This window comes from Paenibacillus montanisoli (genome assembly GCF_003268025.1).
GTDB classification, from domain to species: domain Bacteria; phylum Bacillota; class Bacilli; order Paenibacillales; family Paenibacillaceae; genus Paenibacillus_Z; species Paenibacillus_Z montanisoli.
Window position 1 is genome coordinate 179,871 of sequence record NZ_QLUW01000001.1, and the last position, 24,929, is coordinate 204,799.

Sequence of the window (24,929 nt, forward strand, 5' to 3'; positions counted from 1 at the left end):
GGTAATCTCCTTATGGATGGAATCAATATCGTTGTAGCCAATGCAATATATTTCGATTTTTGAAAGCAAAATCCTTTACTATAATGAGCAATATAACGATAAGAAGGAGTGCAGCAACCAATGAAACGAATTGCCATTGCAGGCATAGAGCAGGGCGTGTCCCAGCTTATACAAGGCTCCATGATGCTGGACAAGGACCGCATGGACTATTCCGGCGGACTGCTGGACGCCTTCGCCGCCGCTGGAGGAAACGCGATCGATACCGGACATATTTACGGCGAAAGCTCCGCGCGTGCGATCGGGCTGTGGATGGAGGCGCGCGGCAACCGCAGCGATATCGTCATTATCGGCAAAGGAGCGCATCCCTACGAGCAGTCGCGGATGACGAAAACGTGCATCCAGAGCGATTTGGCGGAATCGCTGGAACGGCTCATGACCGACTATATGGATATCTACATGCTCCATCGCGATGATCCGAACGTCCATGTCGGCTATATTTTGGAAGGGTTGAATGACCAAATAGCCGCTGGCCGCTGCCTCGCGATCGGCGCATCCAACTGGAGCGTGGCGCGGATTCAGGAAGCGAACGCTTACGCGGCGAAGAATGGCTTGACGGGCTTCGCCTGCAGCAGCCCGAATTTGGCGCTGGCAAGACCGAACGAAGCGCGTTGGGCAGGCTGCGTCTCGACGTCGGCGGAAGACGAGGCTTGGCATGAGAAATCGCAGCTGCCGATTCTCTCCTGGTCGTCGCAATCCGGCGGGTTCTTCACGGACCGCTATTCCCCGGAGAACCGCGAGGATAAAGAAATGGTGCGCGTCAATTACAGCGAAGAGAACTGGGAGCGCAAGCGCAGAGCGACAATACTGGGAGAGAAATATGGCGTAACCGCCAATCATATCGCGCTGGCCTATGTGCTGAACCAGCCGTTCCCTGTCGCCGCCATCATCGGGCCGCAGCGGCCGTCTGAGCTGCAGGATAGTCTTGTTGCGCTGCCCGTCATCCTCTCGGATGCGGAACGCGCGTGGCTGAATCTCCAGACGGAGACCATCGCACTATAGGAATTACATCTCACGAAAGGCGTTCGGTCTCTACCCGGACGCCTTTTTTATTTACGCGGGAATGAACTTGCGGCGGTTGCCCGAATGCGATAGAGTGGGTTACAGGTTCATTTTGGAAGAGGTGTTTGCATGAATTTGCATGGAGAGAAAGCGGTCAAGCAGCGGCGGCGCGTGAAGATGGCTGCCGTGATTCTCGTGGCGGTCGCGGTCGGATTTGCCGGCGGACGTTTCAGTATGCTGTTTCAATATCCGATTATGAAAGAACCGGCTTTCCGCAATTTATCTTTCGCGTATAAAGAAATCATGAGCCGCTATTTGGATGGCGCGGATTCGAAGGCGCTTGTCGACGGGGCCGCGGAAGGGATGGTCAGCTCGCTGGGTGACCCTTATTCCGTGTATTTGGCCGGCGATCGCGGCGAGCAGTACATCAGCTCATACGAGGACCATTTTGTCGGGATCGGCGTTGAAATTCGCGAGGAGGACAGCGAGTTTATCATCGATAAGCTGATTAAAGGGGCGCCGTCGGAGAAGGCCGGCCTTAAGGCGGGCGACATGTTCGTCACGGTTGACGGCACATCGACCAGAGGGCTCGACCTTGAGAAGCTGAAGGAACTCGTACAAGGCAAGGAAGGAACGACGGCCAAGCTGACGGTCCGGCGCGAAGGCTCCAGCAAACCGATCGCCATTTCCGTCGTGCGCGGCGCGGTGCCTGTCCATACGGTTTCCTTCAAAATGCTGGACGGCGGCATCGGCGAAATCACCATCAGCCGGTTCGCGGAGAAGACGGCGGATGAATTTAACGCGGCGCTCTCAGGATTGCAGAAGAAGGGCATGAAATCGCTGCTTCTGGATTTGCGCAGCAACCCTGGCGGCTTGCTGGAGCCGACGATCACGATCGCGAACCGTTTCGTTCCGAAGGGCGAGACGATCGTACAAGTCGTATATAAAGGCGAGTCGCGCGTCATTACGCATAAATCGAGCCAAAAAGAGCCGTGGAAGCTGCCGGTCGCGATTCTGGTGGATGCGCATACGGCAAGCTCCGCCGAAGTGTTGACGGCCGCGCTTAAAGCGACGGCCGGCGCGAAAGTCGTCGGCGAGAAGACGTTCGGCAAAGGCATCGTGCAGAACTTCCGGCAGCTGAAGGACGGCTCCGTACTGAAGCTGACGGAAGCGCAGTGGCGTTCGCCGGACGGCCAATGGATCCACAAGAAAGGGATCGAGCCGAGCTATGTCGTTTCTGCGCCAAGCTATGCGGAGCTGCCGCGGCTTGCGCCGGGCTTGAAGCTGCAAATCGGCGACTACGGCGAGAAAGTGCAGACGGTGCAGAAGATGCTGCAGGTGCTTGGCTATAATGTCGGAGCGGGAACTGGCATCTACGATGCGGATACGGCGGCGGCCGTCCGCGCCTTCCAGCACGGCGAAGCGCTGCCGGTTACGGGCGTCATGAACGACAAGACGGCGTACCGGATTATGGTAAAGCTGTCCGATAAATTCGATGCGGAGGACCCGCAGCGGATCAAAGCCGTATCGCTGCTGCGGGCGGCCAAGTAGCTGGAAATCGCGAAGAAAGCTTCCATTGCGCGTTTTTAACCGCTGTGATATGATTGTTAAAATTTATCCGGAATTTTACACCAGGAGGCGACGTTTTTTGGCTCATTATTACATGGAACCATCCCGCACCTTCAGCGAATTTCTGCTGGTGCCGAATTTGACGACGAAGGAATGCAACCCTTCGAACGTTTCGCTTAAGACCCCGATCGTCAAGTATAAGAAAGGCGATAAGCCGGCATACGCGCTTAACATTCCGTTCTCCTCCGCCGTTATGCAGGCGGTCTCCGATGACCGCATGGCTGTCGCGCTCGCGCGTGCCGGCGGCATTTCGTTCATCTTCGGCTCGCAGTCCGTGGAAGGGCAAGCGGAAATGGTGCGCAAGGCGAAGAGCTACAAAGCCGGCTTCGTCGTGAGCCGCTCGAACTTGACGCCAAGCCATACGCTCAAGGACGTGCTGGAGCTGAAAGAGCGGACAGGCCACTCCACGGTCGCGATTACCAGTGACGGATCGCCGAACGGCAAGCTGCTCGGCATAGTGACCGGCCGCGATTACCGGATCAGCAGGGATTCGCAATCCAAGTCGGTCAGCGATTTTATGACGCCGTTCGAGAAGCTGGTTTACGGCAAATCCGGCATTACGCTTTCCGAGGCGAACGATCTCATCTGGAATCACAAGCTGAACTGTCTCCCGGTCGTTGACGACCAAGGCAACTTGGATACGCTTGTGTTCCGGAAGGACTACGACGAGCATAAGGAAAATCCGCACGAGCTGCTCGACGCGAACAAAAGCTACATCGTTGGCGCCGGGATCAACACGAAGGATTATGAGCAGCGCGTTCCGGCTCTTGTTGAGGCAGGCGTTGACGTGCTGGTCATCGACTCCTCGGACGGCTATTCGGAATGGCAGAAAGACACGATTGAATACGTTAAATCGAACTTCGACGTGAAGATCGGCGCGGGCAACGTCGTCGACCGCGAAGGGTTCCTCTATCTTGTGGAAGCAGGCGCGGATTTCATTAAAATCGGCATCGGCGGCGGCTCGATCTGCATTACGCGGGAGCAGAAAGGGATCGGGCGCGGACAAGCTTCGGCACTGATCGAAGTAGCTGCTGCGCGAGATGAATACTACGAACGGACGGGCATCTATGTTCCGATTTGCTCCGACGGCGGCATCGTGCACGATTATCATATTACGCTAGCGCTTGCGATGGGCGCGGACTTCGTCATGATGGGCCGCTATTTTGCCCGGTTCGACGAGAGCCCGACGCGTAAACTGAAGGTCGGCAACAATTTCGTGAAAGAGTTCTGGGGCGAAGGCTCTAACCGCGCGCGCAACTGGGAGCGTTACGATACCGGAGGCAAAGCGGGGCTTATGTTCGAGGAGGGCGTAGATTCCTACGTGCCTTATGCGGGAAGCCTGCAGGAAAACTTGAACAAGACGCTTCACAAAATCAAATCGACGATGTGCAACTGCGGTTCGCTATCAATCGCGGAGCTGCAGCGCAATGCGCGCATTACGCTGGTTTCGGCGACCAGCATTATCGAGGGCGGCGCACATGACGTCATTCTGAAGGAAAACAGCATTACCGGAGAATAAAAAATAGGGCTGCCTGGCAGAACTCCTAACGCTTGTTTGCGTGGAAGGAGTCGCTGGGCGGCCCTTTTTTGCCGTTTTAGAAAAAATAATCGCGTTCCACCTTGCTGATTCGCACGCCGTAGTTTTCATACCAATCTGACCGGCCTTTGTTCTGCGCTGCAATGTGCAGCGGATTGGCTTTCCAATTCCGGATCGCTTCGAGCGAAGCCCAGTAAGAAACGGTAATGCCTACGCCGTCGCTGCCGCGCGCGCTCTCGACGCCAAGGAAGCCGGGCTGCTCGGAAGCGAGCATCACCATGCTTTCAGCCATATCGCCGTAGCCGTTGTCGCCGGCTGTGCGCTTCGATGTGAAAATGACGGCGTAATAGGGCGGCTCGGGTGTTTTGGCTAGGCCGGTCGGTTCATGGCTTTCATTTGTATTGGTGCTCATGGGCAGAGATCCTCCTTATTGAACGATGTGTGTGCTGAGCTTACGATAACGTTTCCCAGCGCTCCCACATTTCGCGCGGATTTCGCTCATACACTTCCTGCTCGCGGTACAAATAAGCATGCATGATGAACTCGCGGCGAATGGTGGCAAAGTCCTCGTGGAATTGCTTTATGAAGGCATTGAGTTCTTTCTCGGTATAGCTTCTGCCTTCCTCGAGCTTCTCGGCAAGGTGCTGCAATACGATTCGTTTCTTCTTCAGCTGAGCCGGGATATGCTTCAGCTTGCCTTCGGCCGTGAAGAAATTTCGCAGCACGGACTGCTTCAATCGGTCGTTCTTCTCATCCATCGGTTCCAGCTCCTTCGTTTCTGTCGTTGCAGGCCGGGCCAGCAGCGATTGCAGCGAGCTCTCATATTGTTTGAGAAAATAATGATCCAGCGAGAAGAAGATGGCGTTCTTGTCGCGCCGTTCGCGAATCAAGCTGACGGTCCGCAGCTTGGCGGCGTGATGCGTAATGGTAGCGGGGGAGAGGCATAGCTTCTCCGCCAGCAGCTGCCCGGTCATCTCCCCCTCGGCGAGCAAAATCAGCATGCGGATGCGGGTTGGATCCGCGAGCGCTTTATGATAATTAACGATTTTATCAAGCTGCATCATGAGCCTTGGCCTGCCTTCCATTAATATTCGATGATTATCTAATTAGATGATAATCGAATTGGATGGATGTGTCAATCGCATGAACCAAATCTGGCGCAAAAATAATAGGGATTCCGCTTGTCTGTGACAACCGAAATCCCTATCGATACCTAGACTTCCTATTCAATTGTAACCTGCACTCCAATCTACTTCACAAACAACGATCCGTTGCTGCTCACGTTATTTTTTTTCAGATTGAACTTCCGACCGTACCGACAGCATCTTGGACGATTTCCCGTATGCCCCGAAAACAACTAAACCGGATAACTCCTTTCCCGAATCACTGGGGGACATACTTCGCTAACCTTCTTCAATGGACTATCCCCTTTCTAAGAAAGTGGACCCTGCCGATCAACCAGCTTCGTTCAGATTTCCGAACCTCTCGGCTTGGGGGGGGCGAGCTGCTTGTTTGATCTGACTTAAGTGTACAGGCAATTCGCCTATTATGTAAATATTCAGAAAAATCAAAATAATGACACGGGAGCGAAAATTTTAACCATTATCTCCTGTTTGCTCACGCTCCTTTACAATAACTTCAAATATCGAATCTTGTCGTAATTTGATTCGGCATATAAAGGCGGGCAGAAATTGTATTGACAGGAAGGAGACGGCGGCATATATTATAACCAACGGTTAGTAACCAATGGTTATAAGCTACGGAATGAGGAGTGTTGACCGATGAAGATCGAACGGATTTCAGAGCATATTTGGAGCTTGCGGTCGTGGATGATCATCCCGTTTCGCGTGTGGGTCGTGAAGGAAAAGGATGGCGTAACGCTTGTGGATGCCGGTATTCCGGCGATGACCAAAGGCATTTTGCGCTTTATCGGGAAGCTGCAGGCGGGGCCGCTAAAGCGGATCGTGCTGACGCACGGGCATTCCGATCATGTCGGCGCCATCGCGGGACTGCTTGCCAAGTATCCCGATGCTGATGTTTATGCGCATGAAATCGAATTCCCCTACATGGAGGGGAGGGAGCCCTATCCTCGGCGGAAGAAGGCCGGGCAGACGGTGCGGCCCGGGCTTGCGAAGCCTTTGAAAACAAACGAGGATGGCGGCGGCGGTCTCGCGGCAATCGGCAGCTTGTCCGTTTATCATACGCCCGGCCATTCGCCGGGGCATGTCGCCTATTACCACGAGCAGGACGGCGTGCTGCTTGCGGGGGATATGTTTACGTCTTCAAAAGGACGGTTGCGCAGGCCGATGCCGATGTTTACGGCGGATATGGACGAAGCTGTCCGCAGCAGCGAAATTGTACGAAAGCTGCGGCCGGCGCGGCTGGAGATTTGTCATGGCGGTCCGGTGCTGGAGCCGGCAGCGCAGCTGGATGCGTACCAAGCTGCTGCGTCAAGGGCCAACTAGCGCCGATGGTGCCGCATCAGCTCGGCGGCTAATTCGACTAGCCGTTCGCGAAGGCGCGCCGGCTCCGCCACTAGAATGCGGGTGCCGAAGCTGAGCAGGTGATGGGGGACGTAGGTTTCAAGCAAATACGCCTCCATCATGAAGGTGGCGGAATCTGCCGTGCGTTCCGTCAGCGTATCGTTGAACAGCCACATATCGCATAGCGCGTTTATCACCGGCAAGCTGCCTTGGAGCACGACGGTCGTAAGCGGCTCATCGCCGGTGTTTGGCCGCTTGAGGTTCTGCAGGAGAAAGTTGCGGGCGGAGAAATCTGCCGGGCGCTCAAACTGGGCGTTTGTTTCGGAAAGCGAAGTGATTCGATCGACGCGGAAGCTGCGCGTCGACTGGCGGAGATGGCAGTATGCGATGATGTACCATTTGCCGCGCCAATGCACCAGGCCGAACGGGTCGATATCGCGTTCCTGCGCTTCCTGGCCGAAGCCCTTCTGATAGACCATACGCTGCGTCCTGAACCCGGCGACTGCCTGCTCGAGCTGCTTTAAATAACCTTCGACATTCGCTTGTGGCATAGACGGATTGACGACCTCGAATCCGACCATATGCCGCTCGATTTCGCTGCGCTGCTCCTCATTGGTGTAGCGCTTTAATTTTGTAACGGCTTGCTGAAGCACGTCGCCGTAGGGGTAACCGGCTTCTTGCGCGAAATGCGCGGCTTGGATGAGCGCCTTCTGTTCTTCGAGATCGAAGAAGAGCGGAGATTCCTTGAAATGCTCGAGCAGGCTGTAGCCGCCGTTATGGCCGGAGTCGGCCACGATCGGGACGCCGCTGGCGCAGAGCGCATCGATGTAACGGTAAACGGTACGGATGTGCATCTCCAGCGAATCGGCCAGCTGTTTGGCGGTCATTCGCCTGTTTGCTTTGAGCAGCCACAGAATGGCCAGCATGTTGTCTGCTTTTGACATAGGCTGGGCTGCCTCCTTGGTTACTTGGGTTGGAAGCCTTCTTTGAACGGCGCGAGGAAAGGCTTCGGAATACCGGTTTCGAAGCGCATCGGCTCGCCGGTTGCCGGATGCTGGAAAGCGAGGAGCCGGGCATGAAGGCCGAGCCGGTTCAGCGCTTTCGATTTGGAGCCATATTTTTTGTCGCCGACGATCGGGTGTCCGATATCCTCCATATGGACGCGAATTTGGTTTTTGCGGCCCGTTTCCAGCGATACCTCGAGCAGCGAGTAGTTTCGGTTGCTCTGCAGCACTTTGTAGTGTGTTACGGCATGTTGGGCATCGGTAGGATTGGTAGTCGAATACATTTTCAACGTCTTGCTTTCTTTGAGATAGGACGAGATGGTACCCTCCGTTCTCTTGACCATCCCCTCGACGAGCGCGATATAGGTGCGATCCGTCACGGATTCCTGCCAGGTCGATTGAAGCTGCTGCTGCACCTGCTCGCTCTTGGCGAACATCATGACGCCGGAGGTGTCGCGGTCCAGCCGGTGGACGACGAAGATCCGGTTGCTCGGGTTGGCTGCCCTGACGTGAGCGGTCAGCTGCCGGTACGCGGTTAGTTCCGACTCCTGCTCGGAGGCGATTGACAGCAGACCGGACTCCTTCTCCACGACGATCAGGTCGTTATCCTCGTGCAGGATAGTAAGCCCGATAAGCGGCGGCGACTCTACGATGCGCTCCTTGGACACGGTGACCGTTTGCCCGGGCTGCAGCAAGTAGTTGTGCACTTTCTGCGGCGTGCCGTTTACGGCGATTTGTCCGCGGCTTAGCATCGACTTGATCGCGTTGCGGCCTTCGCCTTTCACCTCTGAGAGCAAGAAGGCAAGCAGCTCTGCGCTTTCCTTCACTTGGTAGCTGCGGCTGGGAGCCGGGGAAGCTTGCTTCGATTGCGCGGTGCGCCGCGGCGCAGATGGTTGGACGGCGCCGGCGCTGCCGCGCGGGCTTGCGCTGCGATGCGCGCCGATCTGCCGACCGCCGGCAGCCGGCTTTGATTTATTCGATTTGGCGCGGTGCTTGTGATTCATCTATCTATTACGCTCCTAGATCAAAATTGTACGTTCATTTTACTATACCGAAAGTATGGCGGTCATACAAATGTGGAAGTTCAGCGGTAAGGTAACCGGAAAAAGCAGCAGAGAGCACGAAAACGTGCACTCAGCTCAACCAATCTCCACACGAGGCTCCATTGCACGCGAACAAAAAAAAGCCGAGCGCGCAAACCGTTTGCGCGACTCGGCTCCAAATCTTTTACACCTGTACACCATGCTTCCGGTATACTTCCGGGAAATGATCGCCGACGAGAAGTTCGCCGGGCTGGACGTTGACATACGAGAGCATGACATGCTCGCCGATCGGCTCATAGCGCGTATGGCCGGGCATGTAGTGGACCGCGATGGCGCGGCGTTTCATTTCGGAACGGTTGTGCGGGCTGCCGTGCCAGGTGAGGCAGTGGTGATAACCCACTTGGCCTTTCTTGATTTCGAACGGCACCGCTTCGACGACGGCATTGTTCGGCAGCATCTCCGGCCGCTTATGGAACGGCTTAAATTCCTTCGTGCTGGAGAGGTAGCGCTGATGATTGCCCCATTTATGACTGCCGGGCACCATCCACATGCAGCCGTTCTCGATGACGGCATCGTCGAGCGCCACCCATGCGCTCACCAGGTCCGAAGGCTGAATGATCGGCCAGAGCGGATGGTCTTGATGCCAAGCGGTAGGACCGCCGGTTATCGGCGGCTTATATTGAATTTGGTCATGCCAAATCCGCAGCGAGTTGCTGTGCGTGAGCTGCGCAATCTCCTCGCAAATGACGGGATGAGCCGCATGCTGCAGAAACCGGTCGCTCGCGAGCCAAATATTGACGATCTGCACGACCTTCTCGCTCGCAATCATTTTCATATTGTCGTATGGGGAGTCCGACTCCAGCAAATTGCGGTTCAGCACCGGCTTCTTTACCGATTCGCCGTTCATCACTTTATCCAATTCCTCGCGAAGCTCTTCTACCTCGTCGTCGCTTAGCACGACGCCGCCCTTCAGAAACCCGTTGTTTTCAAATTCCGCGATTTGTGCTTGACTTAACATAAGAAGCATTCCTCCCTGAATCGTTGATTGCATGAACTAAGCATAGCGCAGTTTGAAAGCGGTGTATTTACATATACCGAACAGGGCTTTGCACTTTTCAAACATTGTAAGCGCCAAAAGAGGAGCTGAACCGACATGCCCGCGCCGCCGCAACCGATTTCGCTCGGAGCGATCGAAAACCTGCTGCCAACCGTAAACTTCGCCAGCCATGCCGCCGCGGAAGCGCAGATGGTATGGGGCCCCCGCGCCATTCCGGACTACCAGCTCTTCTATATTCAATCCGGCGAAGCGGTGGTTCAGATCGGCAAAGAACGCTTCGTGCTGAGCCCGGGAGACTGCGCGCTCTACGGACCCCATTGTCCGCATAAGCTGACGATGCGCAGTGAAGGCATGTTTATCGGCATTCATTTTCTGTACAGCAGCCCTTCGCTCGCGCCCGTGCATCCGGCTTTTGGAATCGAGAACCGCAGTGAGGAAGAGCTGTCGAGCAGCGTCCGCAGCAGCTACAAGCTTGCCATTGCCGGCCCGGAAGAGCTGGAGCTGCCGCCGTATTTTACGATTCCGGGGCTTGAACCGATCCTGACGCGCATTGTCAAAGAGTACTTGAACGGCCAGCCCGGTTATACGATCGTCATGAGGGCTCTGATGACGGAGCTGCTGGCCGCAATCGCCCGGAACCAGCTCACAAGGCAGCCGAAATCGGATGACCAGCGCAAGATCGATCCGGCGCTCCTCGCGATCAGCAAAGAGCCGGAGAAGAACTGGAGCGTCGCGGAGCTGGCCGCTTTATGCGGCTATCATGTCATCTACTTCTCGTCGTTGTTCCGCAAATGCACGGGCGAGAGCCCGAAGCAGTATCTCATTTCCGAGCGGATCCGCAAGGCCAAGTTTTATTTGTTAAGCGGGGAGAAGATGGAGGTTATCGCCGAGCGGCTTGGCTATGCGAGCGTGCATTATTTCTCCCGGAATTTCAAAGAGGAAACCGGGCTTACGCCGACGGAATTCAAGCAGCGGTAGACCTGTTTTTCTAGTATCTAGCAAACGATTATTCATAGACAAAATAGAGGACCGATGATACGATAGACGGATGTAAGATTCAGGGAAAATTGGAGGAACAAGCGTGAGTTTTATTCCAGGCATAAAGAAGAAAGTGCTCTTATCCGTCCTATCCGCAGGGCTTGTCCTCGCACCGCTGTCCATCCATGGAACATCAACGGCTGAGGCCGCTTCGGCGCCAACTCAAACGTATGCAGCTAATTCGCAGGCCGGCGCGACCTCCGTTGTAATTGACGGCAAGAAGCTTTCGCTGAGCCCGTCGCCGACTGCGTTGAAGGGGACAACTTTCGTCCCGATGCGGGCGATCTTTACCGCGCTGAAAGCAAGCGTGACGTGGGAGCCGGCGACGAAAACGATCATTGCCGTCAAAGGGCGCACGACGATTACACTGCAGCTTGGCAGTAAGAAAGCGGTCAAGAACGGCAAAGCTATCGCGCTAACTGCTGCGCCTCAGCAATTGAAAGGCGCGACCATGGTTCCGCTTCGCTTCATAGCGGAAGCGCTTGGCGCAGATGTGCAATTCAACCCAACCAAGGGCACGATCGCGATCACATCCGCCGAAGCGCTGCTGAAGAAGCGGCAGGAAGCCGAAGAGAAGGCTGAGCAGGCGAAGAAACCGCAGGTTCTGACCACTTCGCAGATCGTGGCTAAGAACGACGGCAAAGTCGTCATGATTATGACGGACACTGCGCAGGGCAGCGGCGTTGTGATCGGGAAAGACGAAATTCTGACCAACTACCATGTCATTGCCGATGCGGCCGAGGGCAAGGCACTGCTGCTTAGCGGCAAAGAGATCGAACTTCAAGGCATCGTCGGTTATAACGAGCAGCATGATCTAGCGATCGTGAAGACGAAGACGCCTTTGAATATTGCTCCAGTCGAGATCGGAGTCGGGGCGGAGAAAGGCGACCATGTCGTTGCGATCGGCAGCCCCCTAGGCTTCCAAAATACGATTTCGGACGGCGTCATCAGCAACATTACCTACGACGGCGCCCAGTATTATCAAATCAGCGCCCCAATCGACCACGGCAGCTCCGGCGGAGGCCTGTTCAACGATTACGGCGAGCTGATCGGCATTACGGCCGCGGGGATCGAGTCCACGCAAGCTGATTTGAATTTTGCCGTTTCCTCTACGAATATATTAATGTTGAAATATGATTTGGAAGAGTCGCCGCCGAAGAAGATCGAATTTCTGCCAAACCGCCTTCCGGATACGTTGAAGGGCGAATCCTTGGAGACGATCAAGGAGCTCTTCGAGGATGAGTTCTCCGAAATCGAAACCTTGGCCGGCACTACTTTGCTTGGCCAAATCGATATAACGCGGGATGCGCAAGGCTGGCTTGTCATCAGCGCGCAGATCGATCCGACCTTCTACATGGTCTCCGGGCACGAGTCGAGCGAACACATGCGCATGTGGGCGCTGAACACCGGCTATGAGCTGCGCCGCATGCTGCCGGACGATACGATTCAACTGACGGTTTACTATGATCAGGAGTTCAGCTTTGAGCCGCGCGGCTTCGCGCCGGGTGAAGTGACGTCGGCCGGAAACGGCAAGTGGCGCGTGCGCTTCCCGGTCATCTCGTATCAAGGCAAAGACAAAGTGTTCGTGAGCGTCCGGGCGTAACCGGGTCAGGCGAATATGCAGCACATAGAGAGCGGCCTTTGCGGAGCTCGGCGGAATTGCGAAACGCGCAGCCGCTGCCTCCGAGGGGCCGCTCTTCTTTTTTAAGTCGAGATTCGTTACAATAAGAAAGTTAGACGGGCTTTTATTCATGCAAACCAAAGGAATGACGATCGATGAAAGTTGTGCTTTCCACGCTAAACGCTAAATATATTCATACCTCGCTTGCGCTGCGCTGTTTGAAGGCGTACAGCGAGAAGGATTTTGATATCGATATTGCGGAGTTTACGATCAAGGACCCTGCGATGAACATCGTAGCCGACTTGTTCGCCAGGAATCCCGATGTGGTGGGCTTCTCCTGCTATATTTGGAACATCGAAGAAACGATTACGGTCATAGACATGCTTCGGAAAATCAAGCCCGAAATCCGTATCGTCCTAGGCGGTCCGGAAGTAAGCTACGATACGGAGTTTTGGATGGAGCGGCTGTCCCAGGTAGATTACATTGTCGTGGGAGAAGGCGAAGAGACCTTCCACCACTTGCTCACGGAGCTGAAGGACACGCTCAAATTCCATCTGGTGTTCGGACTTGCCTACAGGAAAGAGCATCAGGACGGCCGGCTCGAAGTCATCGTGAATCCGCCGAGACCGAAGCTCGATCTGGCGACTCTGCCTTCGCCGCATCGTTTCGCGGAGGATGTGCCGCGTCTCGCGAGCCGCGTCGTCTATTTCGAGACGAGCCGGGGCTGTCCGTTCAGCTGTCAATTTTGCTTATCGAGCATCGAGGTCGGCGTCCGGTATTTCGATATGGAACGGACGAAATCCGACCTGCTGTACTTGATAGACGCGGGCGCGAAGCTGATCAAGTTCGTCGATCGCACCTTTAACATTAAGAGAGATTATGCGCTGGAAATTTTTCAGTTCCTGATCGAGAATCATAAAGGCTGCGTATTCCAGTTTGAAATTACGGCGGATATCATGCGTCCAGAGGTGCTCGATTATTTGGCGGAGCATGCGCCGCCAGGCATCTTCAGATTCGAAATCGGCGTTCAATCGACGAACGATCTGACGAACGAAGCGGTGCAGCGCCGCCAGAATTTTGCGAAGCTGACCCGTACGGTCAATAAGGTGAAGGAAAGCGGTAAAATCGATCAGCATCTCGATCTGATCGCCGGCCTGCCGCACGAGAACTACGATTCCTTCCGCAAAACGTTCAATGACGTGTTCGACCTTAGACCCGAGGAGCTGCAGCTGGGCTTCCTGAAGATGCTTCGCGGTACAGGCATGCGCCTCGACGCGGACAAGCACGGCTACATTTACATGGACCGCGCGCCTTACGAAATACTCGGCAACGACATTATGCCGTTCTCGGACATTGTGCGGATCAAACGCGTAGAGGATGTTTTGGAAAAATATTGGAATGCGCACCGGATGGATCATGCGCTGCTCTATCTTGTAGAGCGGGCGTTTCCTTCGGCCTTCGACTTCTTCCAGCAGTTCGGTGATTACTGGGAAGGCCGGGGGTGGCAGAAGATCGGACACCAGCTGGAGGATCTATTTTCGCGGCTGTGGGCGTTTCTCTCGGAAACGGATGCGGCGCGGGCGGAGGAAGAACGCAGCGGCTGGCAGCTGGATGTTGCGCTTGGCCTCATGAAGCTGGATTTCTTCCTGAACCACAATTATAAGCCGCGCAAGGTATGGTGGGATTTCACCATGGACAAATCGGAATTGAACGGCTGGATGCAGCGCCTTGCCGAGCGTCCGTCGGATGTGTCGGAGGCTTTCGCGGCACTGGGACTGAGCGAGAAGGAGCTTCATAAGCATGCCGTCATCGAACGGCTGCCGTTTAACCTGAACCGATACTTGCATGAAGGCATCGTCTCGGCGAAGGAAGACACGCTGCTCGTCGTCATCTACAGCGGCGGCGGAAAGAGCGATTCTCGGTCGGCTGATTACTATACGCTCCTGCTCGTACCATCGGCTTCGGGACAAGCTTGAGCGAGATTGGTATATGGTGTAAAATCGAAGAGGTTTTATACAAGCGATTTACTATCTTTTCTTAAGGAGCGATGAACGTGGTCTATTTGGCTAATCAAGAACGTTACGCATCGATGACCTATAACCGCAGCGGACGCTCAGGCTTGAAGCTGCCCGCGATTTCGCTAGGCCTATGGCACAATTTCGGCGGCGTCGACAAGTACGAGAACGGCCGCGCAATGCTGCGCCGCGCGTTTGACTTGGGCATTACCCACTTTGACCTGGCGAACAACTACGGTCCTCCTGCCGGATCGGCCGAAGAGATGTTCGGTCAAATGATGACATCTGATTTCAAGCCGTACCGCGACGAAATGATCATTTCCTCCAAAGCCGGCTACTACATGTGGCCAGGCCCGTACGGGGAATGGGGATCGCGCAAATATTTGATCGCTTCCCTGGAGCAAAGCTTGAAACGAATGAACCTGGACTATGTCGATATTTTCTACTCCCACCGTCCGGATCCGGATACGCCGCTTGAAGAGACGATGGGCGCGCTCGATCACATGGTGCGTTCGGGCAAGGCGCTCTATGTCGGCATTTCGAGCTACAGCGCAGAGCAATCCGCGCGTGCAATCGAGATCATGAAGCAGCTGGGCACGCCGCTTGTCATTCATCAGCCGAGCTATAACATGCTGGACCGCTGGATCGAGAACGGCCTGCAGGACGTGCTGGAAGAGAACGGCGTCGGCAGCATCGCGTTCTGTCCGCTTGCGCAAGGCTTGCTGACGAATAAATACTTAAACGGCATTCCGAGCGATTCGCGCGCGGCAAGCTCAACCGGCTTCCTGAGCGAGAGTGCGGTATCGCCGGAGCGTGTGACCCAGCTGCAGAAGCTGAATGCCATCGCGGCGGAACGCGGCCAGTCGCTGGCGCAAATGTCGCTGGCGTGGGTGCTTCGCGGCGGACGCGTCACCTCCGCGCTGATCGGCGCAAGCCGTGTCAGCCAAATCGAGGACAACGTCGCTGCGCTGAACAATCTCTCGTTTTCGAGCGATGAACTGGCGAGCATCGAAGCTATTTTGCGGAAATAGTAACGAAGAAGCCTTGGAGGGCAGCCTCCAAGGCTTTTTTTAATCCTCAGGGGCAAACATTGTCGAAGCTCGGTTAAAGCGGCTATAATGGGCTTATCAGAAGAAGGAGTGAACATCAGATGAAGGTTGAAATTTGGTCGGACATCGCCTGTCCGTTCTGTTATATCGGCAAGCGTCTCTTTGAGAAAGGGCTTGCGCAATTCGAGCATAAGGACCAGGTAGAGGTCATCTACCGGAGCTTCCAGCTGGACCCGAATGCGGAAAAAAATCCGAAGCACGATGTATACGACCTTGTCGCAGGCAAGTACGGCGTCAGCCGCGAGCGCTCCATCCAGCTGCACGAGAATCTGGTCATGCAAGCCGCTGCGCAAGGGCTTGAGTTTAATTTCGAGCATGCCATTCCGGCTAACTCGCTGGATGCGCACCGTTTGATTCATTATGCGGGCATGCATGGAAAACGGACGGAGGCAGCGGAGCTCTTGTTCAAGGCTTATTTCACCGATTCCAAGCATATCGGCGAATTGGAGACGCTGAAAGGCGTCGCGGCCGATGCCGGACTGAATCCGGCTGAGGTAGAAACTATGCTTGCAAGCGATGCCTTCAAGGCAGAGGTGCAAGCGGAATGTAACGAAGCGGCCGCGCTCGGCGCAAACGGCGTGCCGTTCTTTGTCATTAACCGCAAATATGCGGTAGCAGGGGCGCTGGAAAGCGATGTGTTCCTCGACGTGCTGACGAAGAGCTGGGAAGAGGAGAAACCGCTGATCATTCTGGATCCTTCCTCGAAAGCCGGGCAGTCTGGCCTTTGCACGGACGATTCCTGCGGAATCGACGAAGGCGAACAGAAGTAATACGCAGCCAGCCGGCCTACTAACAATAAAAAGCACGGTAATCATCCTAATGAGCATGTTGCTCCCGGGATTACCGTGCTTTTTTGCGTAAAGGTTTACGCGTATTTGCCGGATAGGCCGATGCATGCGACCCCTGCCAGAATAAGCAGGCAGCCGATAATCTTGAGCGCGGACAGCGACTCTCCGAAAAGGTAATAGGCGCCGATAATCGAGATGATATAAGCCAGGCTTTGAATGGGATAAGCCAAGCTGAGGTCGACCTTGGACACGATAAACAGCCATAGTACAGTCGCGCAGCCGTAGACGAACAGCCCGCCGATTATGTAAGGCGACAGCAGCAGCTCCAGAATGGTCCGTATCGATTCAAAGGGCTTCTCGCGCTGCATAAGGCCGTATTTCCACAAAAATTGGCCGCTGACGAGCATCAGCGTATTCGCCAGAATGAGCAGAAACTGAACCGCGCTCATGAGCGTTCACGCCCTTCCGCAGCTTTCTCGAGCTCGAGGAGCTTCTTCTCCATGACGGCGAATTCCTGGGTCAGCGTTTTGATTTTGTCCGATTGGTTCGATAAGCTCATCGTCTGCCGCACAAGCAGTGCTAGGATAAAAATAATCGTCACCAGAATGACGAAGGTCGGCATGTAGGCGATGCCGATCCATTGCGCGAACCGGTTCAGGAGCGGGATGCAAGCCGCGGCCAGCACGCCCGCGATGGCGGTGACGAGCCAGAGGAACGCATAGCGGTCCTTTAATTTATGGGTAACCGTGAAGGACACGATCAACCCGAGAAAGAACAGGGTGATGAGAATGGCGACTAGCTGGTTCATCTATAGGAATCCTTTCGTTTAAGAGAAGCTTTTGCGAATAAGCGAGAACATGGTCACCTTCATCATGTAGTAGATCGATTTCGACCAGTTGATGGAGGAGGAGCCGCCTTGGCGGTTTCGCATTTCGACGCTGATTTCCTTCAGCTTGTAGCCTCGCTTGGACAAGCTTACGAGCACCTCGACCTCCGGGTAATCCGTCGGATAGGCGCGCGAGAACAGCTCGATCGCTCTGCGTCCGACGATCCGGAAGCCGGAAGTAGGATCATGGACGGGAACCCCGGTAAGCAGCCGTATGAGCCAGTGGAAGTAGAAAATGCCGATTCGCCGCGACAAGCTTCCCTTGTAGCTGCTGCGCTCGACGAACCGCGAGCCGATAACCATATCGTAATCGCCCGCTGTGATCTCATGAACGAGCTTCTCGATGTCGGCAGGCCGGTGCTGTCCGTCGGCATCCAGTTGAATCGCATAGCGGTAACCGCCTTTGTCGGCATATTTATACCCGCTTTGCATGGAGCCTCCGATTCCAAGGTTGACGGCATGGCGAAGCGAAGGAAAACCTTCTCTGCGGATAATGTCCGGCGTGCTGTCCTTGGAGCCGTCGTCAATGACGACGAAGTCGTAATTCGTATGCCGCCTTAGCTCATGAACGGTGCGCGCGAGCGTATCTTCCTCGTTGTAGGCCGGAATAATGATTAATATATCGCTGTTTCGCTGCTGTTTCATTTGCATAATCTTAAAACCTTCTTCCCATTTTGACCTGTTTCCAGGCTTGCTTTCCAACAAATCTTTTATAGTATAATAGAAAACGGTTCTTTATAGAATACCAGTTAACTGGAAAGGGAGTTATGCTTTGTTTTCACTTCGGTCCGAAACCCCGCGCATGCGGCGGTTTGTCTGGATAGTTGTCGCTGCCGTATTTCTGATTCATATGACGGTTGTCCTGTCGCTGGGCGACCATTTCCTGCTCGGCTCTTACGAGAAACGCAATAATGACGACGTGAAATATGTCCATGCCGCACAGGTGCTGCTTGAGCATCATACGCTTGTATATAACAGCGGAATGAACCCAACCAACTATATCATGCCTGTCGTGCCTGTCGTGCTTAGCGGCTTCATGACGCTGCTCGACCGCGATGCCGCCGTGATGGGCTTTCGTATTCTGCAATGCTTGATGCAGGCTGCCTCGGTGTATCTGATCTATATCATCGCCCGCGAAATGCTAGGCAGGAGAGTGGCTGTCGCCGCCGTGCTTCTTGATGCGCTCTATGTACCGAACTTATTCGCCTCCGGTGCGATTCTAACGGAATCGACGTTCAAGCTGCTCTTTTTGTTGCTGATCTGCAGCATTATTTACGCTCTGAAGCGCAAAACCTCGAAAGCGTACGTATTTCTCGGCCTCATGCTGGGCTTGGCGTGCTATGTAAAGCCGCAATGCGCGCTGCTTCCGATCTGCTTGCTTATTATTTGGCTGGTGCAGCGGTACAGCTGGAAGGATATCTTCAAATTTACGGCGATTATCGGCGTGTGCAGCATGCTGCTGCTGTCGCCTTGGTGGGTTCGCAATTACGTCAATTTCCATGAGTTCATCCCGTTCACGAAGTCGACCGGCAATCCGATGCTGCTCGGCGCCTTGATCAAGCGCGCCAATCCGCCGAAAGGCTTTTTCGAGCAATACCCGCAGTATAAGGACCAGAAGCTGTTCTCGGGCAGCGACAGCGGGGAGAAGCTGGCGGCCAAGCGGGTCATCGCCTATGGCTTTAAGCATCATCCGCTGGATTACGCCTACTGGTTTACGGTCGGCAAATCGATCCAGCTGTTCGAAAGTCCGTTCTATTCGAGGCCGGTGCCGGGACTTCCGCGGCCGGCCATTAATGTGGTCCATTGGCTGTACGTGCTAACGGGCTTCGCCGGTCTTATCATGCTTGGCGTAAGCCGCCGGTTGAGAACGATTCTGCCGCTGCTGCTTCCGTTTCTTTATTACTGGTTCATACATCTACCATTTATTACCTTCGGACGCTATGGTTATCCGCTCCTGAGTCTGCTGGCGATTTTTGCTGCCGTGGTTGTCGTGGCTTTGTTGGAGCGAAGCGGGATTTTGAAGAAGGAGGAAAGGGCTGCCGCTTAGCTGGCGGCTCTTTTTTTCTAAATCGGTGTAGTTGTAGCAGCGGGCTGCATAGTACAATGAGAACAGGCATTTGAAGGCGTTTACAGGTTCTATCAGTTTCTATACGAAGAGGAGGGTTCATTGATGATGCAAGTCGTACCGAATGCCGCCATCCCGGCACGTGCCGTCAGGGTTAGCACGGGAAAAGATTATTGGACGATACTCTTCGGCATGTGGCTGATCGGCGGCGTGTTTGTCGACGGGTTTGCCCACAATCATGGCGTAGTCGAAACCTTTTTCACCCCTTGGCACGCGATCTTGTATTCCGGATTTATGGCGTCGGCTATTTGGATGGTTTGGCTGCTGTACGTATCGAAGCGGACGACGGGCGCGCCTTGGACGAAGGCAGCTCCGGTGGGGTATGGGCTAGGCTTGATCGGCGTCTTGATCTTCCTGCTTGGCGGGCTTGGCGATATGTACTGGCATGTTGTCTTCGGCATCGAGCAAAGCATTGCGGCGCTGCTTAGTCCATCGCACCTGATGCTGCTGCTGGGCGCATTATTGATCTTGTCCAGTCCGTTCCGGGCGAGCTGGCATAATGAGAACATGACGAAGCCAGGCTGGCTGGAGTTCGCGCCGGCGTTTCTTTCTCTTGTCCTGACAGTAGGTGCAGTCAGTTTCTTCCTGATGTATGCGTGGATGTTCCGTTACAACCTGCCCGCGGCATCCTCGGTCGATTGGTATGTCAGTCAATTCGGCTACGGAATGGTCGTCGAAAACAACGAGACGCGCGGACTCGCTTTTATTTTGCTAAACACGCTTGTGCTCATGTACCCGGTTTTTCTTCTGATGAAACGCTGGCAGCTGCCGTACGGATCCCTTGCTCTGCTGTTTGCGATCGTCATGGTCATGATGAATGTGCTCGACGGCTTTGAATTCTACCAGTCCATAATCCTGGGCGGCGCTGTCGGACTGCTAGGAGACCTCCTGTATAAGTGGTTAAAAGCGGGCGAAGGCCGTATGTGGGCGCAGCGGATCATTGCCGCCGTGCTGCCGATTGCGCTTTGGGGCGGCTATTTCGGCTATATGCAAGCAGTGGACGGCATCGGATGGTCGGCTGAGTTGTGGTCGGGGGCTATTGTAGAGGCGGCGCTGCTTTCGGTGGGACTCCAATTGCTTGCTGCACCGAGAGCGAAAGGGTAGCAGACTACATATGAAAAAAGCTTCTTTTATGGCGATAAGATGGTTGGCCGCAACAGCCTTGGCGCTTTTGCTGTTGAGCGGGTGTTCTGGACAGCCATTGCGGAATGTTGAAATCCAGCCTCCTTCGCGCGGACTTCTGCATTACTTACAGCAGGACCGGATGGCCAATGTGTCGGATCGGGGCTATAAAGTAACGATAGCAGCCGGGCAAGAGGCGGAGCTCGGACGCGAGGCAGAGCTGGATCTGCAGGTGCTCGATCCGTCGGGCGTGCAAGTGGAACGCTTCACGGAAGATATGACGAAGCTGATGCATATGATCGTGGTGAGCGCGGATTTGTCGTCATTTGATCATGTTCATCCGGAACATGAGGGGAAAGGCTCGTTCAAAACAAAGGTGCGCTTTCCGCATGGCGGGCGGTTCCTGCTGATCTCGGAATTCATGCCGAATGACGAGGGGCTGACGGTCGTCAAGCAGTGGGTTACGGTGGATGGCGCCGAGCCTGAACCGGAGCGGCTTGAGCCGGGCAAATCCATGGTTACGACCGTGGATGGCATGAAAGTCACCCTCTCGCTCATGCCCGAGCTGTCCGAAGTGAAGGCGGGCGAAATGGCGATGCTTGGTTTCGTGCTCCGTGATGCGGCGACGGGCAAAGCGATCAAGCTCGAGCCTTATCTCGGCACATCAGGCCATTGCGTCATCCTGGATGAGAACGCCATGCAGTATTTGCATGTGCATGCCGCCACGGAGATGAGTACGGGTTCGAGCGTCATGTTTCACACCACGTTCCCCAAGCCTGGCGTGTATAAGCTATGGGGGCAGTTCCAGTTCAAAGGGAAAGTTCTGGTCGTTCCGTTTGTGATCGAGGTGAAGGGTTGAATTAGCTGAAAAAGAGAAACCTCCGTTCCGCTTCATGAGAAGCGGTTACGGAGGTTTTCTTGTTGGTTAAGGCGTTACGCTGCGCAGCACCGTCATGCTTCCATCCAGCTCGTAACCGCCGAGGTTGGCGGGAAGCAGGAAGCATTCGCCCGCTTTGACCGCTTGGGAGCCGCCGTCCCAGCTGAGATTGCCCGTTCCTTCGGCAATGACGAGGATCACGAACGAATCCGGCGTCGTGGACAGCTTCCATGGCGCGCGAACGAGCCCTTTCTCGACGACGAAATACGGCGATTCCGCGATGCGGAGCCATTCGTTGCCGCCGATGCCGTCCGTCTTCATGCGGCTCGCCCCGGCACCTTCGTAAGCGGTAACGTTCAGGGAGTCTTCGACGTGCAGCTCGCGAAGCTTGCCGTCAAGGCCCGGCCGGTTGTAATCGAACACCCGGTAGGTCGTGTCGGAGTTTTGCTGAATCTCGGCCACGACGACGCCGGCGCACAGCGCATGAATGGTGCCAGCAGGAATGTAGAACGCATCGCCGGCTTCAACCGGCACCTCCTGCAAGCAGTCCATGACGCGGCCCTCCTCGATTGCGGATGCCAGCGCAGCGCGGTCGACGCCGTCTTTGAGGCCATAGATGATTTTGGCGCCCGGCTTGGCGTCGAGTATGTACCACATTTCGGTCTTGCCCAGCTCGCCTTCAGGCAGGCCTTCATAATCGTCGGTAGGATGCACTTGAATGGACAAATCGTCATTGCAATCCAGCAGCTTGATCAGCAGCGGAAAGCGGCCGTTCTCCGCATAGCCCTTCGTGCCGAAAAATTCGCGTCCATATTTCTCGCGGATTTCATCGAGTCCGAGGCCGGCAAGCGGGCCGTTCATGACTTTGGTCGTCCCGTTCGGGTGATCGCCGATCATCCAGCCCTCGCCGATCTGGCCATCCGGCAGCTCAAGGCCAAATTGCTCAAGCGCGCGGCCGCCCCAAATGCGTTCCTTCATTTCCGGTTTAAATTGCAGCGGGTAAGTCTGTGTCACTGGTATATCTCTCCTCTTCCCGATCGTAAGCGATCGACTAGTTAAGCATTCGTGCCAGGCTGGAACATCTCCAGGAATTCGCCGTCGGGGCCGTAGAAGAAGAAATAACGCGCGCCGTTCGGAAGCGTCGTAATTTCCGTATCCTTCAGCGGAACGCCAAGGCTTTGGATACGCTTGAATTCCGCTTCGACATCGTCAACGGTGAACGCGACATGGTGCGTGCGGCCTTCCTCGGCTAATTGACCGTCATAGCCTTCAATTAATTCGATTTCGGACTCTTGCCCGTCCGAGCCGGCCAAGAAAGCCAATTTGATCACATTGTTCGTGTGCAGCATGGTGTAGAGGTGCTTCAAGCCGACAACCTCCGTGTAAAACGCGATCGATTTTTCAATGTCCTTCACCATAATGCCGACATGCTCGAGTTTGCGTACTGCCATGAATAATTCCTCCTTTTAAATGGACTTACCTTTTCTCGATTGCAACCAAATAAGGCGCTTCCGCTTTCTGCACCATCCGGTACAGCACCGCTTGCGCGGTTGTTTGCGGAAGAGAGGCCGCCCATTGCTGCACGGCCTCCGCTTCCTCGGCGCCGCCGGGGTGACCTGGATAAAGAACGACGGTTACGATACCGCCGGGGCGCACGAGCGCAAGAGCGGCGTCCAGCGCGGCAAGCGTTCCGGCCGGCGTCGTAATGACGGACTGGTCCGCGCCGGGCAAGTAGCCGAGGTTGAACATCGCCGCCGCTGCCCGTCCATGCGCTTCGGGAGCGACATGCTCCGCTATAGCCGCATGGCTGGCATGGACGAGATGAACCGCAGCCTCAGCGCCTGGCTTGTCCGTAACGCCGCCGTCACCGCCGGCCAAGCGGGCTCGCGTCCGCTCCAGCGCTTCCGCTTGGATGTCGAAGGCGTATACCGCCCCGCGCTTCCCAACGAGTTCCGCCAGAAACCGCGTATCCACGCCGTTGCCGCAAGTTGCGTCGATGACGGTGTCGCCCGGCGACACGCGCTCCTTCACCAGCTTATGGGCCATGCTGAGCACGCTGAGAAACCCCATCGCTACTTCGCCTCCCACAAGCGGCCCTGCCAGGTGTTGCGGCCCTCCAGCTCGCGGTCGATGGCATTCAGCACTTCCCACTTTTTCAAACTCCACATCGGACCGATGAGAAGGTCGCGCGGGGCGTCGCCGGTCAGCCGATGAACGATCATCTCCGGCGGCAGCAGCTCCAGCGTGTCCGCGATCAGCTTGACATACTCGTCTTGGTCCAGGAAGCGGAGCAGGCCTGCTTCATATTGCTTGACCATCGGCGTCTTGCGCATGAGATGGAGCAGGTGGATCTTGATGCCCTGCACATCCATTGCGGCGACGGCTTTACCGGTGTCCAGCATCATTTCATGCGTTTCCTGAGGCAGGCCGTAAATAATATGCGCGCAAACGCGGATGCCGCGGGAGCGGAGCCGCTTGACCGCATCCTCGTAGCAAGCCGTGTCATGGGCACGGTTGATGAGCGTCGAGGTCGACTCGTGAATCGTCTGGAGACCCATCTCCACCCACAAGTACGTCCGCTCGTTCAGCTCGGCCAAATAATCGACGACGTCATCCGGCAAGCAATCCGGACGCGTCGCGATCGATAAGCCGATGACGCCGGGCTGCTCCAGAATCGCTTCATAATACTCCCGCAGTTCCTCGACCGGCGCATACGTGTTCGTGTAAGCCTGAAAATAGCCGATATATTGCGCTTCCGGCCATTTCTGATGCTGCAGATCGCGGATTTTATTGAATTGGGTGACGAGATCGTCCCTGCGGCTGCCGGCGAAATCGCCTGAACCCCTCGCGCTGCAGAACGTGCAGCCGCCGGTCGCAATCTTGCCGTCCCGGTTGGGGCACGTGAACCCGGCGTCCAGCATCACTTTGAACACCTTGCCGCCGAACTGCTTGCGCATTTCGTAATTCCATGTATGAAACCGTTTGTCGCTCCACAGCCTGGGCTGAAGGGAGCCGGCATCCGGCCGTGTTTGAACGTTCATGGTTATGCTCCTCTTGCTTGTTGAATTCGTTAAGAACAATCATAACGAAAATCAAGACAAAACGCTACGATTACGCATCAGCGAGGGCTGCAGCCTAACTTAGGAGCCGAAGAAATCCCGCTACGAATCCGGGCTTTGAGCTGTAAAAAAAATCCGAAAAGAGGCTTGCTAAACCTTACATGACCTGTTATATTAAAAGTGCGGCAGATCAACGAAAAATAAAACTTTTACCCTCTTCAAAACACTTGTCATAGCAGGTCGATTTTCTGGAAATTCGATTGAAAAATTCAAGTAGGGGTGACAAGGAATGGACAATCAAGTTAAAATTCCGCACGGTGACGAGAAGGTTACGGTCGAATTAACGAGAAAAGAGCTGATGTTCCTGGCGGGCATTCGTTTCTACGGTAACCATAGCGTTGAAGTGTCTGCCAGGAAGAAATTGCATGACATCCTGGAGTCGCAAGAAACCGCTCACAATCAACTATTTAACTAAAC

Annotated in this window: 25 protein-coding genes; 13 read left to right on the plus strand and 12 right to left on the minus strand. The window is 55.1% G+C overall.

The genetic code is table 11. The annotated features are described in order from the left end of the window. Positions 1–120: 120 nt before the first annotated feature. The 3 genes from DL346_RS00845 to DL346_RS00855 all read left to right on the plus strand — a co-directional run bounded on the left by DL346_RS00845 (position 121) and on the right by DL346_RS00855 (position 4,207). The gene (locus DL346_RS00845; RefSeq protein WP_112880114.1) at positions 121–1,059 is read left to right on the plus strand and encodes an aldo/keto reductase; all 939 of its coding nucleotides are present in this window, start codon (positions 121–123) and stop codon (positions 1,057–1,059) included. A gap of 129 nt (positions 1,060–1,188) precedes the next feature. Next, positions 1,189–2,610 carry a S41 family peptidase gene (locus DL346_RS00850; RefSeq protein ID WP_112880116.1) on the plus strand — a complete coding sequence of 474 codons (1,422 nt, stop codon included), beginning with the start codon at positions 1,189–1,191 and terminating at the stop codon, positions 2,608–2,610. A 97-nt stretch (positions 2,611–2,707) separates the two neighbouring features. Then, positions 2,708–4,207 carry an IMP dehydrogenase gene (locus DL346_RS00855; RefSeq protein WP_112880118.1) on the plus strand — a complete coding sequence of 500 codons (1,500 nt, stop codon included), beginning with the start codon at positions 2,708–2,710 and terminating at the stop codon, positions 4,205–4,207. Between the two features lie 76 nt (positions 4,208–4,283). On the opposite strand, the gene DL346_RS00860 is transcribed toward DL346_RS00855, so the two are convergent. Together DL346_RS00860 and DL346_RS00865 are read right to left on the minus strand one after the other, a co-directional pair. Then, on the minus strand, positions 4,284–4,637 hold the full coding sequence (locus DL346_RS00860) for an antibiotic biosynthesis monooxygenase family protein (RefSeq protein ID WP_112880120.1): 354 nt from the start codon (positions 4,635–4,637) through the stop codon (positions 4,284–4,286). A 40-nt stretch (positions 4,638–4,677) separates the two neighbouring features. Continuing rightward, entirely contained in the window at positions 4,678–5,286 is a 609-nt protein-coding gene (locus tag DL346_RS00865; protein WP_112881711.1) for a DUF2087 domain-containing protein, read from the minus strand. Between the two features lie 720 nt (positions 5,287–6,006). Here DL346_RS00865 and DL346_RS00870 point away from each other — a divergent pair. Next, the gene (locus DL346_RS00870; RefSeq protein WP_112880121.1) at positions 6,007–6,690 is read left to right on the plus strand and encodes an MBL fold metallo-hydrolase; all 684 of its coding nucleotides are present in this window, start codon (positions 6,007–6,009) and stop codon (positions 6,688–6,690) included. Here DL346_RS00870 and DL346_RS00875 read toward each other — a convergent pair. The 3 genes from DL346_RS00875 to DL346_RS00885 form a co-directional block, all read right to left on the minus strand. After that, a complete protein-coding gene (locus DL346_RS00875; RefSeq protein ID WP_112880123.1) occupies positions 6,687–7,652 on the minus strand; it encodes a helix-turn-helix transcriptional regulator in 966 nt (321 codons plus the stop codon). The two genes, DL346_RS00870 and DL346_RS00875, sit on opposite strands and share 4 nt — an antisense overlap. A gap of 20 nt (positions 7,653–7,672) precedes the next feature. Then, entirely contained in the window at positions 7,673–8,716 is a 1,044-nt protein-coding gene (locus DL346_RS00880; RefSeq protein ID WP_112880125.1) for an RluA family pseudouridine synthase, read from the minus strand. Between the two features lie 223 nt (positions 8,717–8,939). After that, positions 8,940–9,773 (minus strand): phytanoyl-CoA dioxygenase family protein, encoded by an 834-nt coding sequence (locus tag DL346_RS00885; RefSeq protein ID WP_112880127.1) that lies wholly within the window; start codon positions 9,771–9,773, stop codon positions 8,940–8,942. Between the two features lie 135 nt (positions 9,774–9,908). Here DL346_RS00885 and DL346_RS00890 point away from each other — a divergent pair, with 135 nt between their 5' ends. The 5 genes from DL346_RS00890 (at position 9,909) to DL346_RS00910 (ending at position 16,365) form a co-directional block, all read left to right on the plus strand. After that, positions 9,909–10,790, plus strand: coding sequence for a helix-turn-helix transcriptional regulator (locus DL346_RS00890; protein WP_112880129.1), 882 nt, complete (start codon positions 9,909–9,911; stop codon positions 10,788–10,790). A 103-nt stretch (positions 10,791–10,893) separates the two neighbouring features. After that, the gene (locus tag DL346_RS00895; protein ID WP_112880131.1) at positions 10,894–12,453 is read left to right on the plus strand and encodes a stalk domain-containing protein; all 1,560 of its coding nucleotides are present in this window, start codon (positions 10,894–10,896) and stop codon (positions 12,451–12,453) included. Between the two features lie 173 nt (positions 12,454–12,626). Beyond that, positions 12,627–14,447 (plus strand): B12-binding domain-containing radical SAM protein, encoded by a 1,821-nt coding sequence (locus DL346_RS00900; protein WP_112880132.1) that lies wholly within the window; start codon positions 12,627–12,629, stop codon positions 14,445–14,447. Positions 14,448–14,524: 77 nt separating this feature from the next. Continuing rightward, positions 14,525–15,517 carry an L-glyceraldehyde 3-phosphate reductase gene (mgrA, locus tag DL346_RS00905; protein WP_112880134.1) on the plus strand — a complete coding sequence of 331 codons (993 nt, stop codon included), beginning with the start codon at positions 14,525–14,527 and terminating at the stop codon, positions 15,515–15,517. A 119-nt stretch (positions 15,518–15,636) separates the two neighbouring features. Further along, on the plus strand, positions 15,637–16,365 hold the full coding sequence (locus DL346_RS00910) for a DsbA family oxidoreductase (protein ID WP_112880136.1): 729 nt from the start codon (positions 15,637–15,639) through the stop codon (positions 16,363–16,365). A 95-nt stretch (positions 16,366–16,460) separates the two neighbouring features. On the opposite strand, the gene DL346_RS00915 is transcribed toward DL346_RS00910, so the two are convergent. From DL346_RS00915 to DL346_RS00925, 3 genes are read right to left on the minus strand one after another with little or no spacing between them, the layout of a single operon-like run. Then, positions 16,461–16,832 (minus strand): EamA family transporter, encoded by a 372-nt coding sequence (locus tag DL346_RS00915; protein ID WP_112880138.1) that lies wholly within the window; start codon positions 16,830–16,832, stop codon positions 16,461–16,463. Next, positions 16,829–17,191, minus strand: a complete 363-nt coding sequence (locus DL346_RS00920) for a DUF2304 domain-containing protein (RefSeq protein WP_112880139.1) — start codon at positions 17,189–17,191, stop codon at positions 16,829–16,831. The genes DL346_RS00915 and DL346_RS00920 overlap by 4 nt, the downstream gene beginning before the upstream one ends. A gap of 18 nt (positions 17,192–17,209) precedes the next feature. Next, a complete protein-coding gene (locus tag DL346_RS00925) occupies positions 17,210–17,920 on the minus strand; it encodes a glycosyltransferase family 2 protein (protein ID WP_112880141.1) in 711 nt (236 codons plus the stop codon). A gap of 121 nt (positions 17,921–18,041) precedes the next feature. On the opposite strand from DL346_RS00925, the gene DL346_RS00930 reads away from it, so the two are divergent. The 3 genes from DL346_RS00930 to DL346_RS00940 all read left to right on the plus strand — a co-directional run bounded on the left by DL346_RS00930 (position 18,042) and on the right by DL346_RS00940 (position 21,375). After that, the gene (locus DL346_RS00930; RefSeq protein ID WP_112880143.1) at positions 18,042–19,316 is read left to right on the plus strand and encodes a glycosyltransferase family 39 protein; all 1,275 of its coding nucleotides are present in this window, start codon (positions 18,042–18,044) and stop codon (positions 19,314–19,316) included. 123 nt (positions 19,317–19,439) lie between these two features. Continuing rightward, positions 19,440–20,498 (plus strand): hypothetical protein, encoded by a 1,059-nt coding sequence (locus tag DL346_RS00935; protein ID WP_112880144.1) that lies wholly within the window; start codon positions 19,440–19,442, stop codon positions 20,496–20,498. A 97-nt stretch (positions 20,499–20,595) separates the two neighbouring features. Then, positions 20,596–21,375: a hypothetical protein gene (locus tag DL346_RS00940; protein ID WP_133257462.1), complete on the plus strand. Its 780-nt coding sequence runs from the start codon at positions 20,596–20,598 to the stop codon at positions 21,373–21,375. 66 nt (positions 21,376–21,441) lie between these two features. On the opposite strand, the gene DL346_RS00945 is transcribed toward DL346_RS00940, so the two are convergent. The 4 genes from DL346_RS00945 to mnmL are packed head-to-tail and all read right to left on the minus strand — an operon-like array spanning position 21,442 to position 24,434. Then, on the minus strand, positions 21,442–22,407 hold the full coding sequence (locus DL346_RS00945; protein WP_112880147.1) for a type I phosphomannose isomerase catalytic subunit: 966 nt from the start codon (positions 22,405–22,407) through the stop codon (positions 21,442–21,444). Between the two features lie 41 nt (positions 22,408–22,448). Next, positions 22,449–22,844 (minus strand): VOC family protein, encoded by a 396-nt coding sequence (locus DL346_RS00950; protein WP_112880148.1) that lies wholly within the window; start codon positions 22,842–22,844, stop codon positions 22,449–22,451. 25 nt (positions 22,845–22,869) lie between these two features. After that, the gene (mnmM, locus tag DL346_RS00955; RefSeq protein WP_112880150.1) at positions 22,870–23,463 is read right to left on the minus strand and encodes a tRNA 5-(aminomethyl)-2-thiouridylate-methyltransferase MnmM; all 594 of its coding nucleotides are present in this window, start codon (positions 23,461–23,463) and stop codon (positions 22,870–22,872) included. Positions 23,464–23,465: 2 nt separating this feature from the next. Continuing rightward, complete coding sequence (gene mnmL, locus DL346_RS00960) at positions 23,466–24,434, minus strand: tRNA modification radical SAM protein MnmL/YtqA (RefSeq protein ID WP_112880152.1); 969 nt, start codon at positions 24,432–24,434, stop codon at positions 23,466–23,468. A 307-nt stretch (positions 24,435–24,741) separates the two neighbouring features. Between mnmL and DL346_RS00965 the strand changes: the two genes are divergently transcribed. Further along, entirely contained in the window at positions 24,742–24,927 is a 186-nt protein-coding gene (locus tag DL346_RS00965; RefSeq protein WP_112880154.1) for a hypothetical protein, read from the plus strand. The last annotated feature ends 2 nt before the right edge of the window (positions 24,928–24,929 follow it).

Excerpts from the sequence above, each read along its gene's own strand:
- DL346_RS00845 (WP_112880114.1), top strand. The coding sequence starts at position 121 with ATGAAACGAATTGCCATTGCAGGCATAGAGCAGGGCGTGTCCCAGCTT.
- DL346_RS00910 (WP_112880136.1), top strand. The coding sequence starts at position 15,637 with ATGAAGGTTGAAATTTGGTCGGACATCGCCTGTCCGTTCTGTTATATC.
- DL346_RS00860 (WP_112880120.1), bottom strand. The coding sequence starts at position 4,637 with ATGAGCACCAATACAAATGAAAGCCATGAACCGACCGGCCTAGCCAAA.
- mnmL (WP_112880152.1), bottom strand. The coding sequence starts at position 24,434 with ATGAACGTTCAAACACGGCCGGATGCCGGCTCCCTTCAGCCCAGGCTG.
- DL346_RS00965 (WP_112880154.1), top strand. The coding sequence starts at position 24,742 with ATGGACAATCAAGTTAAAATTCCGCACGGTGACGAGAAGGTTACGGTC.
- DL346_RS00890 (WP_112880129.1), top strand. The coding sequence starts at position 9,909 with ATGCCCGCGCCGCCGCAACCGATTTCGCTCGGAGCGATCGAAAACCTG.
- DL346_RS00915 (WP_112880138.1), bottom strand. The coding sequence starts at position 16,832 with ATGAGCGCGGTTCAGTTTCTGCTCATTCTGGCGAATACGCTGATGCTC.
- DL346_RS00900 (WP_112880132.1), top strand. The coding sequence starts at position 12,627 with ATGAAAGTTGTGCTTTCCACGCTAAACGCTAAATATATTCATACCTCG.
- mnmM (WP_112880150.1), bottom strand. The coding sequence starts at position 23,463 with ATGGGGTTTCTCAGCGTGCTCAGCATGGCCCATAAGCTGGTGAAGGAG.
- DL346_RS00875 (WP_112880123.1), bottom strand. The coding sequence starts at position 7,652 with ATGTCAAAAGCAGACAACATGCTGGCCATTCTGTGGCTGCTCAAAGCA.
- DL346_RS00865 (WP_112881711.1), bottom strand. The coding sequence starts at position 5,286 with ATGCAGCTTGATAAAATCGTTAATTATCATAAAGCGCTCGCGGATCCA.
- DL346_RS00880 (WP_112880125.1), bottom strand. The coding sequence starts at position 8,716 with ATGAATCACAAGCACCGCGCCAAATCGAATAAATCAAAGCCGGCTGCC.
- DL346_RS00885 (WP_112880127.1), bottom strand. The coding sequence starts at position 9,773 with ATGTTAAGTCAAGCACAAATCGCGGAATTTGAAAACAACGGGTTTCTG.
- DL346_RS00950 (WP_112880148.1), bottom strand. The coding sequence starts at position 22,844 with ATGGCAGTACGCAAACTCGAGCATGTCGGCATTATGGTGAAGGACATT.
- DL346_RS00925 (WP_112880141.1), bottom strand. The coding sequence starts at position 17,920 with ATGCAAATGAAACAGCAGCGAAACAGCGATATATTAATCATTATTCCG.
- DL346_RS00920 (WP_112880139.1), bottom strand. The coding sequence starts at position 17,191 with ATGAACCAGCTAGTCGCCATTCTCATCACCCTGTTCTTTCTCGGGTTG.
- DL346_RS00850 (WP_112880116.1), top strand. The coding sequence starts at position 1,189 with ATGAATTTGCATGGAGAGAAAGCGGTCAAGCAGCGGCGGCGCGTGAAG.
- DL346_RS00870 (WP_112880121.1), top strand. The coding sequence starts at position 6,007 with ATGAAGATCGAACGGATTTCAGAGCATATTTGGAGCTTGCGGTCGTGG.
- DL346_RS00935 (WP_112880144.1), top strand. The coding sequence starts at position 19,440 with ATGATGCAAGTCGTACCGAATGCCGCCATCCCGGCACGTGCCGTCAGG.